Consider the following 15403-nt stretch of genomic DNA (forward strand, 5'->3'; position numbering starts at 1 on the left):
GGATTACAGCGCCACCACTTGGGGCAGCACGTCGTTCGCCTCGGGCACCGGCTCGCCGCAGGTGCGGCAGTGCGTGCTCGGGTAGCGGCGCAGCCGTCCGACCTTCACCCGCGCCTCGGGCTCGACGTGCTGTCCACGAACCACACACAGCATGTCGACGAGCAGGCCCGCCTCGCGGGCGTGCACGTGCACGATACGGGTCGTCGGGGCGTCGGAGTCGCCGACGAGGTCACGCCAGTCGAGGGCCGAGGCGGCGGTCGTGGCCGGGGTCGCGGTGCGCATGGTCACAACTATTCCCCGAGGGCCGATCACCAAACATCCACCGAACGGGCCGACAACGGATGATTTGGCTGTCCGCCGATCGGGGGACGAAAAGCAGTTAACCCCGGGCGGGGCCCGGGGCTAACTGCTTGTGAGAGCGGGGATTACGCCCAGTTCCACACCGACATGTCGCCGGCCGGGTACTGCGCGCAGGCGTCGGTGGCCTTGGCCACGACACCCTTGTTGTTGAAGAAGATCTTCATGTGGTTGGGCCAGGCCACCCACAGCGGGTCGGAGACCGGCGCGTAGAAGTTCTCGGAGTAGCCGCGGCGGTCCTGCGGCGACAGGGAGTAGAACCAGTGTGCCTTGTCGATCGTCGCCTGCTGGACGTTCGGGTGGTTGTTGAAGTCGATCATGTACCGCTGGTAGTACACCGGGCTGGTGTCGCGGGTGGCGGCGAGGATCTGCTCGGCGTCACACGTGGTGTTGATCATCCGGCGGGGGATCGGGAAGTCCTCCGTGGAGTCCGCCACCGCGGTCTGCGGGACGGCCAGAGCGGCCATACCCATGGCAAGGAAAACAGCGCCTGCGCGCAGGCACGAACTCAGCCGAGACATAGTCGTAACGGTAGCACTTCGGGCGGACTGCGGGCGAGTCTTGGTCGACTTTTAGGCCGTCTTATTAGCTATCGCCATCAGGGACGATGACGTGCGACGGGTCGGGCCGCAGGTCCGGCGGAGCCTGACTGTAGTCGCCGAACGGGCCGTCGCGACGCGCCACCGCGGCCCGAACCCCCTGAGTTTCGGCGCTGTTGATGAAGCCGAGCGCATCGGGGGTATTGCGCATCAGGCCGTCCAGGATGCCGCCCAGCGTCTGGGTCGAGGCCAGCCCCATGTTCTCGTAGGCCTGGTTGACAATCAGCTTCTGCGCCTGCAGCTGCGACAACGGGATCTGCGCCAGCTCGGCGGCGATCTCGGCAACCCGCGCCTCGAGGCGTTCGAACGGTACCGCCTCGTTGATCAGCTCGATCTCGGCGGCCTGTGCCCCGGACAGCGGTCGGCCGGTCAGCGAATGCCACTTGGCCTTTGCCAGGCTCAACCGGTACAGCCACATGCCGGTCAGGTAGGCCCCCCACATCCGGCTGTACGGGGTGCCGATCACCGCGTCTTCGCTGGCGACGATGATGTCGGCGCACAGCGCGTAGTCGCTGGCCCCGCCCACGCACCAGCCGTGCACCTGCGCGATCACCGGCTTGGACGCCCGCCAGATGGCCATGAACTTCTGCGTCGGCCCGGTCTCGCGGGCGCTGACCATCGCGAAATCCTTGCCCGGATCCCACTTGCCGTCGGTCATCATGGATTCGCCCCAGTGCTGGAAGCCGCCACCGAAGTCGTAGCCGCCGGAGAACGCCCGGCCCGCGCCGCGCAACACGATGACCTTGATCCCCGGATCCCGCTCGGCCCGGCCGATGGCGGCCTCGATCTCGTCGGGCATCGGCGGCACGATCGTGTTGAGGTGCTCGGGGCGGTTCAGCGTGATGGTGGCGACCGGGCCGGCCGTCCTGTACAGCAAGGTCTCGAAATCGGACATAGCCCCCAGTGTGGGCTAGCGCTCGTCGACGGGCGGGTCCGGTTCGCGGTTTTCGGGCGTCGAGGCGTAGATCTGGTCGCCGATCTTCAGGTACGGCGTGGTGAAGTAGGCGGTGCTCAGCACCAGCGTGCTGAAGATCAGCGTGGTGATGACGGCGTTCGGCCAGAGCCGTCCCGTTCCGAAGCCGAACAGCACGATGCCCAGCGCCGAGGTCCCCCAGTAGAAGTAGCGGCCCTTGCGGCGCTGCGAGATAAAACGAAAACGTGCCTGCGCCCAGCCGGCCAGGATCAGGATCAGGCCGGCGATGACCATGCCGAATTCGATGATGTCGAGGATCTTCACGGTTGGCCTCCCAGCGTCTGCCACAAAAACGAATAACTCAGCGCCGACTTGAACGCGGCTTGCTCGTTGTCGGCCGCGCCGGCGTGCCCGCCCTCGATGTTCTCGTACAACCAAACCCGATGGCCCGCGGCCTGCAGTGCCGCGACCATCTTGCGGGCGTGGCCGGGATGCACCCGGTCATCACGGGTGGACGTGGTGAACAACACCGGCGGGTAATGACGCGTCGCCGAAATATTCTGGTACGGAGAATATTTGGAGATGAACTCCCAGTCGTCGGGGTTGTCGGGGTCGCCGTACTCGGCCACCCACGACGCGCCGGCCAGCAACAGGTGGTAGCGCTTCATGTCCAGCAGCGGCACGTCGCAGACCAGCGCGCCGAATTTCTCCGGGTACTTGGTCAGCATGATGCCCATCAGCAGGCCGCCGTTGCTGCCGCCCTGGGCGCCGAGCTGCTCGACGGTCGTGATGCCGCGTTTCACCAAATCGTCTGCCACCGCGGCGAAATCCTCGTCGACCTTATGCCGGTTCTCACGCATCGCCTGGGTATGCCAGCGCGGTCCGTACTCGCCCCCGCCGCGAATGTTGGCCATCACGTAAGTGCCGCCGCGGGCCAGCCACAACCGGCCCAACACCCCGCTGTACCCGGGTGTCCTGGAGGACTCGAATCCGCCGTAGCCGCCCAGCAGGGTGGGGCCGGGCCCTTCGACGGCGCGTGAGCGCACGACGAAGTACGGGATCAACGTCGCGTCCTTGGACGGCACGAAATACTGCTTCACGTCCAGGTTTTCGGCATCGAAGAAGCCGGGGGCGGATTTGATCCGTTCGAGTCCGCCGGCGCCGGTGCCGCGCATCAGCTGCGAGGGCATATCGAATCCGCTTGAGTCCAAGAAGAACTCGTCGCCGGTGTGGTCGGCGGCCGCGACCATCGTGTTGGTCGCCGGCGGGATCCCGGCGATCTCTTCACGTTGCCAGGTGCCGGGCGTGACGATTTCGACGCGGCTGGCGACGTCGGCCAGCGTGACGAGCAACAGCCGGTCCCGGGTCCACGCAGTCTGATGCAGGCAGGTGTGCGCGTCGGGCTCGAATACCACTTGCAAATCGACTGCCCCGGAGAGGAATTCGTCATAGTTTGTGGCCAGCAGCGAGCCGGCGGAATAGCTGGTGGCGCCGACGGTCCAATCGCTGCGCAGCTCGACCAGCAACCACTCGCGGTGCACCGATATGCTCGCGTCGGTGGGCAGGTCGATGCGGATCAGTTCCGGCCCGCGCACTTCGTAGGACTCCGTATTCCAGAAGTCGACGGAGCGGTCGGCGAAGCAGCGCACGAAGCCCGGTGTCCGATCGACGTTCGCGCCCGCGCTGACGTCGGTGCGCGTCCCTTCGAAGATCGTCTCGGCCTGGCTCAGCGGGGTGCCGCGGCGCCACCGCTTGACGATGCGCGGATATCCGGATTCGGTCAGCGAGTCGGCGCCGAAGTCCGTGCCCACCAGCACCGTGTCCGGGTCGGCCCAGCCGATCTGCGACTTGGCTTCCGGCAGGGCGAACCCGTCGGGAATGAATTCGCGTGTGAGCATGTCGAATTCGCGCACGATCACCGCGTCCGAGCCACCGCGGGAGAGATTGACCAGTGCGCGGGTGAACTCCGGTTCGATGACGGTGGCCCCGGCCCACACCCACTTCTCGTCGTCGGTGCGCCCGAGCTCGTCGACGTCGATCAGCACGTCCCACTCGGGGGAGTCGCTGCGGTAGCTGTCCAGCGTGGTGCGCCGCCACAACCCGCGCGGGTTGGCGGCGTCGCGCCAGAAGTTGTACAGGTACTCACCGCGCCGACGCACATAGGGGATGCGGGCGTCGGTGTCGAGAACCTCCAGCGCCTCGGCGCGCATCCGCTCGAAGTCGGTGTCGCAGAACTGCGCCGTCGTCGGTTCGTTGCGGGCGCGCACCCAATCCAGCGCGTCGGCGGCGGTGACATCCTCGAGCCACAGATAGGGGTCGTCGGTGTCTTCGGCGCGCTGCGCAGTCATGGAAGCCATTGTGGCCCGAGCGGTAGTGTGAGGTGTATTACAGGTGAAGCAGAAAGGGAGTCGAGCTATGACTGTCTTCGCACGCCCGGGCTCCAGCGGGGCCCTGATGTCGTATGAATCGCGCTACGACAACTTCATCGGGGGTGAGTGGGTCGCACCCGCCAAGGGTCTCTACTTCGAGAACCCGACGCCGGTGACCGGCCAAACGTTTTGCGAGGTGGCGCGCTCGGAGGCGGCCGACGTCGACAAGGCGCTCGACGCCGCGCACGCCGCGGCCCCGGCCTGGGGCAAGACCTCGCCGACCGAGCGGGCGGCGGTACTCAACAAGATCGCGGATCGCATTGAGGCGAACCGGGATTCGTTGGCGCTGGCCGAGGTGTGGGACAACGGCAAGCCGATCCGCGAGACGCTGGCCGCCGACATCCCGCTGGCCGCCGATCATTTCCGCTACTTCGCCGCCGCGATCCGTGCCCAGGAGGGCTCGCTGTCGCAGCTCGACGACGACACCGTCGCCTACCACTTCCACGAGCCGCTCGGGGTCGTCGGTCAGATCATTCCGTGGAACTTCCCGATCCTGATGGGCGCCTGGAAGCTGGCGCCGGCGCTGGCCGCCGGCAACACCGTGGTGCTCAAGCCCGCCGAGCAGACCCCGGCGTCGATCCTGTATTTGATGTCGCTGATCGCCGACCTGATCCCGCCCGGTGTGGTCAACATCGTCAACGGATTCGGCGTCGAGGCCGGCAAGCCGCTGGCGTCCAGCGACCGGATCGCCAAGGTCTCGTTCACCGGGGAGACCACGACGGGCCGGCTGATCATGCAGTACGCGTCGCAGAACCTGATCCCGGTCACCCTCGAGCTCGGCGGCAAAAGCCCCAACATCTTCTTCTCCGACGTGATGGCGGCCAACGACAACTTCCAGGACAAGGCCCTCGAGGGCTTCACGATGTTCGCCCTCAACCAGGGCGAGGTATGCACCTGCCCGTCGCGCAGCCTGATCCAGTCCGACATCTACGACGAGTTCCTGGAGCTGGCCGCGATCCGGACCAAGGCGGTCCGGCAAGGCGACCCGCTGGACACCGAGACCATGATCGGTTCGCAGGCCTCCAACGATCAGCTGGAAAAGATCTTGTCCTACGTCGAGATCGGCAAGGGGGAGGGCGCCAAGATCATCACCGGCGGTGAGCGCACCGAGCTCGGCGGCGACCTGTCCGGCGGCTACTACATGCAGCCGACGATCTTTGCCGGCAACAACAAGATGCGCGTCTTCCAGGAGGAGATTTTCGGACCGGTGGTGACGGTGACGTCGTTCACCGATTTCGCCGACGCGATGGGGATCGCCAACGACACCCTCTACGGCCTGGGCGCCGGGGTGTGGAGCCGCGACGGCAACACCGCTTACCGCGCGGGTCGCGAAATCAAGGCCGGCCGGGTGTGGGTGAACTGCTACCACGTCTACCCGCCGCATGCGGCGTTCGGTGGCTACAAGCAATCCGGGTTCGGTCGCGAGACACACCAGATGGCGCTCGAGCACTACCAGCAGACCAAGAACCTGTTGGTGTCCTACGCCGACAAGGCGCAGGGCTTCTTCTGATGAGCGCTCCGGCGGTCATCACGGCTGCGGCCGCCGAACTGCTGGGGCGGCTGCAGGACCGCCACGGCCCGGTGATGTTCCACCAGTCCGGCGGCTGCTGTGACGGGTCGTCGCCGATGTGCTACCCATGCGGCGACTTTCTGGTCGGCGACCGCGACATCCTGCTCGGCGTCCTCGACGTCGGCGAAGAAGGTGTGCCGGTGTGGATCTCGGGCCCGCAATATCAGGCCTGGAAACACACCCAGCTGGTCATCGACGTGGTGCCGGGCCGCGGCGGCGGATTCAGCCTGGAAGCACCCGAGGGCGTGCGATTCCTCAGCCGCGGCCGCGTCCTCACCGACGAAGAAAAAGCCGAGTTGGAAGCCGTGCCGGTGATCACCGGCGCCGGCTACGAAGCGGGCGAGCGGCCGTCGATTCGGGGCCCGGTGATTGACAAAGCCGTGCCGGAAACGTGCCCGCCTCGTAGTCGGTGACTCAGTACCCTCGAACAGGTGATACCGCTACCCCGGCCCTGGCTGCTGGCCAGCGCGATGCTGATCGGCACCGCGGTCGGCATCCTGTCGGGGGTGGCGCTGACGGTGCTGGTCCATACCCGGGTCCGGCCCGATGTCGTGATCGCACTGGTGGTCGGGCTGCCCAGCATGCTCGGGCTGCTGACGATCCTGTTCTCCGGGCGCCGGTGGGTCACGACGCTGGGCGCGTTCATTCTGGCCATGGCACCCGGATGGTTCGGCGTCCTCGTCGCCATCGAGGTGACCTCCGGTGGCTGACAAGGAAGTCGGGGACGCGTCGAACCCCGGCACCGAGCCGTTCGTTCCGGATTTCGAGGACACCGGTGAGCATTCGGTGCCGTTCGTACCGAACTTCGACGACACCGGGTCACAGCCCATACCCGCGGTTGCCGACGAGCCGGGCAAACCCGACGCCATACAAGACAAGGACGCCGCCGCCGGCCCGGATCCGGAGGGCGAACTGGCCGGTCTGCCGGTGCAGTCGGTCACCGTGCCGGGCCGTTACCAGTACCTGAAGTGGTGGAAGCTGGCCCTGGTGATCCTCGGCGTGTGGGCCGCGACGGCCCCGGTCGGGCTGAGTCTCTTCTACTGGTGGTACCACACGATCGACAAGACCCCGGCGGTGTTCATGGCGCTGGTCTATGTCGTGGTCTGCACGGTCGCCGGCGTGCTGCTCGCGATGGTTCAGGGCCGGCCGCTGATCGCGGCGCTGTCCATCGCGTTGATGTCGGGACCGTTTGCCTCCGTCGCCGCCGCGGCACCTCTGTACGGCTACTACTACTGCGCGCGCACGGGTCATTGTCTGGTCGGCGTCATCCCGTACTGACCCACGGTGTCGTGCGGTGAGAAGTCCTCGCCCACTAGGGTGGGCTCGTGACTTCTCACTATGACGTCGTTGTCCTTGGAGCTGGTCCCGGCGGCTATGTCGCAGCGATTCGCGCCGCGCAGCTGGGCTTGAACACCGCAATCGTCGAACCAAAGTACTGGGGCGGAGTCTGCCTCAACGTCGGCTGTATCCCGTCAAAGGCGCTGCTGCGCAACGCCGAACTCGCGCATATCTTCACCAAAGAGGCCAAGACGTTTGGCATCAGCGGCGAGGCGTCATTCGACTACGGGGTCGCCTTCGATCGCAGCCGCAAAGTGGCCGAGGGCCGGGTCGCCGGCGTGCACTTCTTGATGAAGAAAAACAAGATCACCGAGATCCACGGCTACGGCCGATTCACCGACCCCCGTACGCTGTCGGTCGATCTCAATGACGGTGGCACCGAGACGGTCACGTTCGACAACGTCATCATCGCCACCGGCAGCAGCACGCGGTTGGTGCCCGGCACCTCGCTGTCGGAGAACGTGGTCACCTACGAGGAACTGATCCTGTCCCGGGAGCTGCCGGAGTCGATCATCATCGCCGGGTGCGGGGCGATCGGTATGGAGTTCGGCTACGTGCTGCGCAACTACGGTGTCGACGTGACCGTCGTCGAGTTCTTGGCGCGCGCGCTGCCCAACGAGGACGCCGAGGTGTCCAAGGAGGTCGAGAAGCAGTTCAAGAAGCTGGGCGTCAAGATCTTGCTCGGAACCAAGGTCGAGTCCATCACCGACGACGGGTCCGTGGTCCGGGTGGCGATCAGCAAGGACGGCAAGTCCGAGGAGCTCAAGGCCGAAAAGGTGTTGCAGGCCATCGGTTTTGCGCCCAACGTCGACGGCTACGGATTGGACAAGGCCGGTGTCGCGCTGACCGATCGCAAGGCCATCGGGATCACCGACTACATGCGCACCAACGTCGACCACATCTACGCGATCGGCGACGTCACCGGCAAGCTGATGCTGGCCCACGTCGCCGAGGCGATGGGTGTCGTGGCAGCCGAAACCATCGCCGGCGCAGAGACTTTGGCGCTCGGCGACTACCGGATGATGCCGCGCGCAACGTTCTGCCAGCCCAACGTCGCCAGCTTCGGGCTGACCGAGGAGCAGGCCCGCGAGGAAGGCTACGACGTGGTGGTGGCCAAGTTCCCGTTCACCGCCAACGCCAAGGCCCACGGCGTGGGCGACCCCAGCGGTTTCGTCAAGCTGATCGCCGACGCCCGCTACGGCGAACTGCTGGGCGGGCACCTGGTCGGCCATGACGTGTCCGAGCTGCTGCCCGAGCTCACCCTCGCGCAGAAGTGGGACCTGACCGCCACCGAGCTGGCCCGCAACGTGCATACCCACCCGACCATGTCCGAGGCGCTGCAGGAGTGCTTCCACGGTCTGACCGGTCACATGATCAACTTCTGAGCCGCTACATGATCCGCGGCGAGACCATTCTCGGTGCCCTCGGCGGAGCGGCGACCGGTTATGTGCTGTGGCTGATTGCCATTTCGCTCGCCGGTGACAACGCGACGGCGGGTCACTGGGGTCCGCTGGTGTTGCTGGGATCGGTGGCGCTGGGAGTCGTCGCCGCGATTTGGGGTTTCGTGCTACGTCGGCGCGGTAAGTATCTGTGGGCGGCGTTCGCCTTCGACTTGCCAATACTGCCGGTGGTTTTGACGCTGGCGGTGCTGGCAGACGTCTACGCCTGAGACGCTATCTCGGGTTGTCCAACTCGATGTTCAGGGCGGATATCGTCGCCGCCAACCCATCGTATTGCGTTGCGAGTAAGCAGAATTCGATGAGCCGGTGCCGGTCGAGGTGCATCGCGAGTTGCCGCCAGGTGTCCTCGCTGATGGACCGGTTCTTGATCAGCTCGTCGGTCGCGTTCAGCAGCGCCTGCTGCCGGGCGCTCAGTATCACCCGGGGTCCGTCGCCGTCCGGAACATCGGGCCAGGCGAATATCGTCGCCTGCATGTGAGCGTCCAGACCGAATCGGCGTCCCATCTTCCGATGGTGCTGCAGCTCGTATTCGCTCGAGCGCAAATGCGCGACGCGCAGGATCACCAGCTCGGTGTCCACCCGGGGCAGTCGGCCGCGCAGCAGCCGGCCGCCGTAGAGCGACCACGCCCAGAACAGCCCTTGGCGCTGACCGAGCGTGGTGAACAGATGCATCTCGGGTGCCTGCAACTTGCGGGCGGCGCCCTTGGCCAGCAGCCAGTTGATCGGGCCCAGCCGGCGGAATTTCGTGGTCGACGGGATGCGGGCGATGTGGGCGTCTTGCGTGCCGCTCATGGCTGCTTCACCAGATACGGGGACACCGTGCTGCGGTGCTCGTCGAGATCGAGGGCGCGGCCCAACGCCGGGAAGGCCCGCTGTGGACAATTATCGCGTTCGCAGACACGGCAACCCGCGCCGATGGGTGTGGCTGAACGGCCTGGGTCTCCCGACAAGTCCAGTCCTTCCGAGTAGACGAGTCGGTGCGCGTGCCGCAGCTCGCAGCCCAGCCCGATCGCGAAGGTTTTACCCGGCTGACCATACCGGGCAGCGCGGCGTTCCACGGTGCGAGCCACCCACATGTAGTTGCGACCGTCGGGCATCTGGGCGATCTGCACCAGGATCTTGCCCGGGTTGGCAAATGTCTCGTAGACGTTCCACAGCGGACAGGTGCCGCCGCTGGAGGAGAAGTGAAAACCGGTGGCGGACTGACGTTTCGACATGTTGCCGGCGCGGTCCACCCGGACGAACGAGAACGGCACCCCCCGCATCGACGGCCGCTGCATCGTCGACAGCCGGTGCGCGATGGTCTCGTAGCTCACCGAGTAGAACGCCGACAGCCGCTCGACGTCGTAGCGGAAATTCTCGGTGACGTCGTGGAATTGGCGGTAGGGCAGCACCGCGGCGGCGGCGAAGTAGTTGGCCAGCCCCAGCCGGGCCAGCGTATGGGACTCGTCGCTGGTGAATTTGCCCTCGGCGACCATGCTGTCGATCAGGTCGCCGAACTCGAGGTAGGCCAATTCGGCTGCCATCTTGAAGACCTGCTGGCCCAGCGAGAGGTGATTGCTCATCTCCAGCGTCTTGGTCTTGGGGTCGTAGCGGTGCAGCACCGTGTCACCGAGGTCGATGCGCCTGTTGATGTGGACGCCGTGCACCTCGGTGAGCCGCCGGGTGAGCTCGCGGGCCAGGTCGCCATGGTTCAGCCGGGTGTGGATCGTCAGGTCCTCGGCGGCGGTGTCCAGCTCGTGCAGGTAGTTCTGCCGCTGATAGAAGTAATCGCGCACCTCCTCGTGCGGCATTGTGATCGATCCGCTGCCACTGCCGTCGGAGTAGCGCTCCTCGGTGGCGGCCGCCAGCTGCGCGGTGGTGAGCCGGTAGCGCCGGTGCAGGTTGACCACCGCGCGGGCCAGGGCGGGATGGGCGTTGACCAGCTCGGCGACCTCGGGCGGGTCGACGTGGATGTCCAGATCGCGATCCATCGTCACCTCGCGCAGCTCGGCGACCAGGCGGGTGTCGTCGTGGGAGGCGAAGAAGGTTGCGTCCACGCCGAACACCTCGGTGATGCGCAGCAGCACGGCCACCGTCAGCGGGCGAACGTCGTGCTCGATCTGGTTGAGGTAGCTCGGCGAGATCTCGAGCATCTGGGCCAGTGCGGCTTGGGAAAACCCACGCTCGCTACGCAGTTGGCGAACGCGTGATCCGACGAACGTTTTGGACATTTATGCCAGCCTACCTGGGCTGCAAAGAAAGGGTTCGCAGACTTGGCAGCCGTGACGCGCCTTTGTCGGGTTTGGCGTTTGCCGCCGTCATTGGCATGATTCGCACCGGGGTCTGGGGTAAACCTCGGGGGTAACGCAGGTAAGGCAATGGGGAGCGAGTCGTGAGCCTGGACAAATCAATGATGCCGGTGCCCGACGGTCACCCAGACGTGTTCGACCGCGAGTGGCCGCTGCGGGTCGGCGACATCGACCGCACCGGACGGTTGCGGTTGGACGCCGCGTGCCGACACATCCAGGACATCGGCCAGGACCAGCTGCGCGAGATGGGCTTTGAGGAGACCCATCCGCTGTGGATCGTCCGGCGCACGATGCTCGACCTGCTGCGACCGATCGAATTCCAGGACATGCTGCGCTGTCGGCGCTGGTGTTCGGGCACCTCGAACCGGTGGTGTGAGATGCGGGTGCGCGTCGACGGGCGCAAGGGCGGCCTGATCGAATCCGAGGCGTTCTGGATCAACATCAATCGGGAGACCCAGATGCCGTCGCGCATCTCCGACGACTTCCTCGCGGGACTGCACAAGACCACGTCGGTCGATCGGCTGCGCTGGAATAGCTACCTGAAGCCGGGCAGCCGCGACGACGCGACCGAAATCCACGAGTTCGGAGTCCGCGTCACCGACATCGACCTGTTCGACCACATGAACAACTCGGTCTACTGGAGCGTCATCGAGGACTATCTGGCGTCGCACCTGGAGTTGATGCAGGGGCCGCTGCGCATCACCATCGAGCACGAGGCGCCGGTGGCGCTGGGCGACAAGCTGGAGATCATCTCGCACATCCATCCCGCCGGATCGACCGACAAATTCGGTCCGGGGCTGACCGATCGCCCTGTTACAACGCTCACATATGCGGTCGGCGACGAGACGAAAGCGGTCGCCGCGCTCTTCAATCTCTAACCGGACAAGCGTCCCATTAAATCGCTGGCTGACCTGCGGATTTTGGTTACTGGCGGGTAGCTTCTGAACCGGTTCAGATTGCGTACACCTTCGCAAAATTTGCAAAATCGAGGCGCTCTCGTGGCCGAAATTGGCAACGGAAATGGGTGGACCAGCATCAACAGCCTGTGCCATGGTCGTGTCAGCACACGAGCGAAGTCGAGCCTCAGTCATCGCAAGACGCGCGATCCGGCTCAGAATTCAGAACCAAAGGAGTAAGCCCAATGTCTGTCGTTGGCACCCCGAAGAGCGCCGAGCAGATCCAGCACGACTGGGACACCAACCCCCGCTGGAAGGACACCAGCCGCACCTACACCGCCGAGGATGTCGTGGCCCTGCAGGGCAGCGTCGTCGAGGAGCACACCCTGGCGCGCCGTGGCGCCGAGGTGCTGTGGGAGCAGCTGCACGACCTGGAGTACATCAACGCCCTGGGCGCCCTGACCGGAAACATGGCCGTGCAGCAGGTCCGCGCCGGCCTGAAGGCCATCTACCTGTCCGGTTGGCAGGTCGCCGGTGACGCCAACCTGTCCGGCCACACCTACCCCGACCAGAGCCTGTACCCGGCCAACTCGGTGCCGCAGGTCATCCGTCGCATCAACAACGCGCTGCTGCGCGCCGACGAGATCGCCAAGGTCGAGGGTGACCGGTCGGTGGCGAACTGGCTGGCGCCGATCGTCGCCGACGGCGAGGCCGGCTTCGGCGGCGCTCTCAACGTGTACGAGCTTCAGAAGGCGATGATCGCCGCAGGCGTCGCGGGGTCGCACTGGGAAGATCAGCTGGCGTCGGAGAAGAAGTGCGGCCACCTCGGTGGCAAGGTGCTGATCCCGACTCAGCAGCACATCCGCACCCTGACCTCGGCGCGTCTGGCCGCCGACGTCGCCGGTGTGCCGACCGTCGTGATCGCCCGCACCGACGCCGAGGCCGCCACCCTCATCACCTCGGATGTCGACGAGCGCGACCAGCCGTTCATCACCGGTGAGCGGACGAAGGAAGGCTTCTACCGGGTCCGCAACGGCCTCGAGCCGTGCATCGCGCGGGCCAAGGCCTACGCGCCGTACTCCGACCTGATCTGGATGGAGACCGGTACCCCGGACCTCGAGCTCGCGGCCAAGTTCGCCGAGGGCGTCAAGTCCGAGTTCCCCGACCAGATGCTGGCCTACAACTGCTCGCCGTCCTTCAACTGGCGCAAGCACCTGGACGACTCCACCATCGCGAAGTTCCAAAAAGAGCTTGGCGCAATGGGATTCAAGTTCCAGTTCATCACGCTGGCCGGCTTCCACGCCCTGAACTACTCGATGTTCGATCTGGCCTACGGCTACGCCCGCAACCAGATGAGCGCCTACGTCGAGCTGCAGGAGCGTGAGTTCGCGGCCGAGGAGCGCGGCTACACCGCGACCAAGCACCAGCGCGAGGTCGGCGCCGGTTACTTCGACCGCATCGCCACCACGGTGGACCCGTCGTCGTCGACCACCGCGTTGGCCGGCTCCACCGAAGAGGGCCAGTTTCACTGAGGACGAGCGGGCCTGAGCCCGCGAGGACGAAGTGAAACCATCGACCGCAGCCACTGAGGATGAGCCACTGAGCCGAGGCCGTCACAATTCGCGGCTGAAGTAGCATAGGCCCCGCTCGGCGATCCCGGGCGGGGCCTATTGCGGTGCAAGACAATATGACTGGAGAAATGCAGTGAGCGACAAAGGGATTCAGCGGGTTGGGGTTGTCGGGGCCGGTCAGATGGGATCTGGAATCGCCGAAGTCTCGGTCCGCGCCGGCGTCGCCGTGACGGTTTTCGAGACCACCGAGGCGCTGATCACCGCGGGGCGAAACCGCATCGTGAAATCGCTGGAGCGGGGCGTCAGCGCGGGCAAGGTGACCGAGCGCGAGCGGGACCGCGCGCTGAGCCAGCTCACCTTCACCACCGACCTGAAAGACCTCGCCGACCGTCAACTGGTCATCGAGGCCATCATCGAGGACGACGTCGTCAAGGCCGAGGTCTTCGCGAAACTCGACGAAGTGATCACCGACCCCGACGCGGTGCTGGCGTCGAACACCTCGAGCATCCCGATCATGAAGATCGCGGCGGCCACCAAGAACCCGCAGCGGGTGCTCGGTTTGCACTTCTTCAACCCGGTGCCGGTGCTGCCGCTGGTCGAATTGGTCAGCACGCTGGTCACCGACGAAGCCGCCGCCGCGCGTACCGAGGAGTTTGCCAGCGCGGTGCTGGGCAAGCAGGTGGTCCGGTGTTCCGACCGGTCCGGATTCGTGGTCAATGCCCTCTTGGTGCCCTACCTGCTCTCGGCCGTCCGGATGGTGGAGGCGGGGTTCGCCACCGTCGAGGATGTCGACAAGGCGGTCGTAGCCGGACTGTCGCACCCGATGGGCCCGCTGCGACTGTCTGACCTGGTCGGCTTGGACACACTCAAATTGATCGCCGACAAGATGTTCGAGGAATTCAAGGAGCCGCACTACGGGCCGCCGCCGTTGCTGCTGCGGATGGTCGAGGCGGGCATGTTGGGCAAGAAATCGGGTCGGGGTTTCTACACCTACTGAGCCGAAAAGCGAAATTTTCCCTGACGTGCGCTTTGACGTCGTCGGAGCGGTATGCCCGCGTCGGGTATCATTTCCGCGGTCACCAAGGCGAGAGGTATCTAAATAGCATGACGCAGCTCAGGCCGTATTACGAAGAGTCGCAGTCCATCTACGACGTCTCGGACGAGTTTTTCGCATTGTTCCTGGACCCGACGATGGGCTACACCTGCGCCTACTTCGAGCGTGACGACATGACGCTGGAAGAAGCGCAGAACGCGAAGTTCGACCTGGCGCTGGGCAAGCTGAACCTCGAGCCCGGTATGACGGTGCTGGACATCGGCTGCGGCTGGGGCGGAGCGTTGCAGCGCGCGGTCGAGAAGTTCGACGTCAACGTCATCGGAATCACGCTCAGCCGCAACCAATTCGAGTACAGCAAGGCCAGGATGGCCAAGGTTCCCACCGAGCGCACCGTCGAGATACGGTTGCAGGGCTGGGAAGAATTCGAGGACCGGGTCGACCGGATCGTCACAATCGGCGCGTTCGAAGCCTTCAAGTCGGAGCGTTACCCCGCGTTCTTCGACCGCGCATACAACATCCTTCCCGACGACGGCCGGATGTTGCTGCACACAATTCTGGCCTACACCCAGAAGCAGATGCATGAAAACGGCGTCAAATTGACGATGTCCGATATCCGATTCATGAAATTCATCGGCGAGGTGATTTTCCCGGGTGGACAGTTGCCGGCCGTGGAAGACCTGCTGAAGCTCGCGCCGGACGCCGGATTCTCGGTCGAAAAGGTGCAATTGCTGCAGCCGCATTATGCGCGCACGCTGAACATGTGGGCCGCCAACCTCGAGGCCAACAAAAACAAGGCGATCGAGATCCAGTCCGAAGAGATCTACGACCGCTACATGCACTACCTCACGGGTTGCGAGAACTTCTTCCGCAAGGGCATCTGCAACGTGGGGCAATTCACCTGTGTGAAATAGCCGCCGGGCCGGAC

General features: G+C 65.2%; 17 protein-coding genes. 10 read left to right on the top strand and 7 right to left on the bottom strand.

Annotated features, from left to right (window positions below):
- Window positions 1–3: 3 nt before the first annotated feature.
- The 5 genes from BN973_RS05555 to BN973_RS05575 all read right to left on the bottom strand — a co-directional run bounded on the left by BN973_RS05555 (window position 4) and on the right by BN973_RS05575 (window position 4217).
- On the bottom strand, window positions 4–282 hold the full coding sequence (locus BN973_RS05555; protein ID WP_085200668.1) for a hypothetical protein: 279 nt from the start codon (window positions 280–282) through the stop codon (window positions 4–6).
- Between the two features lie 143 nt (window positions 283–425).
- Entirely contained in the window at window positions 426–878 is a 453-nt protein-coding gene (locus tag BN973_RS05560) for a DUF5078 domain-containing protein (protein WP_036466491.1), read from the bottom strand.
- A 64-nt stretch (window positions 879–942) separates the two neighbouring features.
- A complete protein-coding gene (locus BN973_RS05565) occupies window positions 943–1851 on the bottom strand; it encodes a crotonase/enoyl-CoA hydratase family protein (RefSeq protein WP_036466492.1) in 909 nt (302 codons plus the stop codon).
- 15 nt (window positions 1852–1866) lie between these two features.
- Window positions 1867–2193 (bottom strand): hypothetical protein, encoded by a 327-nt coding sequence (locus tag BN973_RS05570; RefSeq protein ID WP_232232026.1) that lies wholly within the window; start codon window positions 2191–2193, stop codon window positions 1867–1869.
- Window positions 2190–4217, bottom strand: coding sequence for a prolyl oligopeptidase family serine peptidase (locus BN973_RS05575; protein ID WP_036466493.1), 2028 nt, complete (start codon window positions 4215–4217; stop codon window positions 2190–2192). The genes BN973_RS05570 and BN973_RS05575 overlap by 4 nt, the downstream gene beginning before the upstream one ends.
- A gap of 67 nt (window positions 4218–4284) precedes the next feature.
- Between BN973_RS05575 and exaC the strand changes: the two genes are divergently transcribed.
- The 6 genes from exaC to BN973_RS05605 are packed head-to-tail and all read left to right on the top strand — an operon-like array spanning window position 4285 to window position 8875.
- Window positions 4285–5808: an acetaldehyde dehydrogenase ExaC gene (gene exaC, locus BN973_RS05580; RefSeq protein WP_036466494.1), complete on the top strand. Its 1524-nt coding sequence runs from the start codon at window positions 4285–4287 to the stop codon at window positions 5806–5808.
- The gene (locus tag BN973_RS05585; RefSeq protein ID WP_036466496.1) at window positions 5808–6281 is read left to right on the top strand and encodes a DUF779 domain-containing protein; all 474 of its coding nucleotides are present in this window, start codon (window positions 5808–5810) and stop codon (window positions 6279–6281) included. Before exaC ends, BN973_RS05585 begins: the two co-directional genes overlap by 1 nt.
- An 18-nt stretch (window positions 6282–6299) precedes the next feature.
- Window positions 6300–6578, top strand: a complete 279-nt coding sequence (locus tag BN973_RS05590) for a putative holin (RefSeq protein WP_036466497.1) — start codon at window positions 6300–6302, stop codon at window positions 6576–6578.
- On the top strand, window positions 6571–7146 hold the full coding sequence (locus BN973_RS05595; protein ID WP_036466498.1) for a hypothetical protein: 576 nt from the start codon (window positions 6571–6573) through the stop codon (window positions 7144–7146). Before BN973_RS05590 ends, BN973_RS05595 begins: the two co-directional genes overlap by 8 nt.
- 47 nt (window positions 7147–7193) lie before the next feature.
- Complete coding sequence (lpdA, locus tag BN973_RS05600; protein ID WP_036466499.1) at window positions 7194–8591, top strand: dihydrolipoyl dehydrogenase; 1398 nt, start codon at window positions 7194–7196, stop codon at window positions 8589–8591.
- Window positions 8592–8599: 8 nt separating this feature from the next.
- Entirely contained in the window at window positions 8600–8875 is a 276-nt protein-coding gene (locus tag BN973_RS05605; protein ID WP_036466500.1) for a hypothetical protein, read from the top strand.
- Between the two features lie 4 nt (window positions 8876–8879).
- Here the strand turns inward: BN973_RS05605 and BN973_RS05610 are convergent, their stop codons facing one another.
- Window positions 8880–9458 (bottom strand): carboxymuconolactone decarboxylase family protein, encoded by a 579-nt coding sequence (locus BN973_RS05610; protein WP_036466501.1) that lies wholly within the window; start codon window positions 9456–9458, stop codon window positions 8880–8882.
- Complete coding sequence (ramB, locus tag BN973_RS05615; protein ID WP_036466502.1) at window positions 9455–10879, bottom strand: acetate metabolism transcriptional regulator RamB; 1425 nt, start codon at window positions 10877–10879, stop codon at window positions 9455–9457. Before ramB ends, BN973_RS05610 begins: the two co-directional genes overlap by 4 nt.
- A 161-nt stretch (window positions 10880–11040) precedes the next feature.
- On the opposite strand from ramB, the gene BN973_RS05620 reads away from it, so the two are divergent.
- From BN973_RS05620 to BN973_RS05635, 4 genes are all read left to right on the top strand, one after another.
- Window positions 11041–11835 carry an acyl-[acyl-carrier-protein] thioesterase gene (locus BN973_RS05620; RefSeq protein ID WP_036466503.1) on the top strand — a complete coding sequence of 265 codons (795 nt, stop codon included), beginning with the start codon at window positions 11041–11043 and terminating at the stop codon, window positions 11833–11835.
- 263 nt (window positions 11836–12098) lie between these two features.
- Window positions 12099–13385 (top strand): isocitrate lyase, encoded by a 1287-nt coding sequence (aceA, locus tag BN973_RS05625; protein ID WP_036466504.1) that lies wholly within the window; start codon window positions 12099–12101, stop codon window positions 13383–13385.
- A gap of 172 nt (window positions 13386–13557) precedes the next feature.
- On the top strand, window positions 13558–14421 hold the full coding sequence (locus tag BN973_RS05630; RefSeq protein WP_036466506.1) for a 3-hydroxybutyryl-CoA dehydrogenase: 864 nt from the start codon (window positions 13558–13560) through the stop codon (window positions 14419–14421).
- Window positions 14422–14528: 107 nt separating this feature from the next.
- Window positions 14529–15389, top strand: coding sequence for a cyclopropane mycolic acid synthase family methyltransferase (locus BN973_RS05635; RefSeq protein ID WP_036466507.1), 861 nt, complete (start codon window positions 14529–14531; stop codon window positions 15387–15389).
- Window positions 15390–15403 lie beyond the last annotated feature (14 nt).

The organism is Mycobacterium triplex (assembly GCF_000689255.1).
GTDB classification, from domain to species: domain Bacteria; phylum Actinomycetota; class Actinomycetes; order Mycobacteriales; family Mycobacteriaceae; genus Mycobacterium; species Mycobacterium triplex.

What these genes read in the sequence shown, in the direction of transcription:
- BN973_RS05555 (WP_085200668.1), bottom strand. Translation starts at nt 282, where the DNA reads ATGCGCACCGCGACCCCGGCCACGACCGCCGCCTCGGCCCTCGACTGG.
- BN973_RS05560 (WP_036466491.1), bottom strand. Translation starts at nt 878, where the DNA reads ATGTCTCGGCTGAGTTCGTGCCTGCGCGCAGGCGCTGTTTTCCTTGCC.
- BN973_RS05565 (WP_036466492.1), bottom strand. Translation starts at nt 1,851, where the DNA reads ATGTCCGATTTCGAGACCTTGCTGTACAGGACGGCCGGCCCGGTCGCC.
- BN973_RS05575 (WP_036466493.1), bottom strand. Translation starts at nt 4,217, where the DNA reads ATGACTGCGCAGCGCGCCGAAGACACCGACGACCCCTATCTGTGGCTC.
- exaC (WP_036466494.1), top strand. Translation starts at nt 4,285, where the DNA reads ATGACTGTCTTCGCACGCCCGGGCTCCAGCGGGGCCCTGATGTCGTAT.
- BN973_RS05585 (WP_036466496.1), top strand. Translation starts at nt 5,808, where the DNA reads ATGAGCGCTCCGGCGGTCATCACGGCTGCGGCCGCCGAACTGCTGGGG.
- BN973_RS05605 (WP_036466500.1), top strand. Translation starts at nt 8,600, where the DNA reads ATGATCCGCGGCGAGACCATTCTCGGTGCCCTCGGCGGAGCGGCGACC.
- BN973_RS05610 (WP_036466501.1), bottom strand. Translation starts at nt 9,458, where the DNA reads ATGAGCGGCACGCAAGACGCCCACATCGCCCGCATCCCGTCGACCACG.
- ramB (WP_036466502.1), bottom strand. Translation starts at nt 10,879, where the DNA reads ATGTCCAAAACGTTCGTCGGATCACGCGTTCGCCAACTGCGTAGCGAG.
- aceA (WP_036466504.1), top strand. Translation starts at nt 12,099, where the DNA reads ATGTCTGTCGTTGGCACCCCGAAGAGCGCCGAGCAGATCCAGCACGAC.
- BN973_RS05635 (WP_036466507.1), top strand. Translation starts at nt 14,529, where the DNA reads ATGACGCAGCTCAGGCCGTATTACGAAGAGTCGCAGTCCATCTACGAC.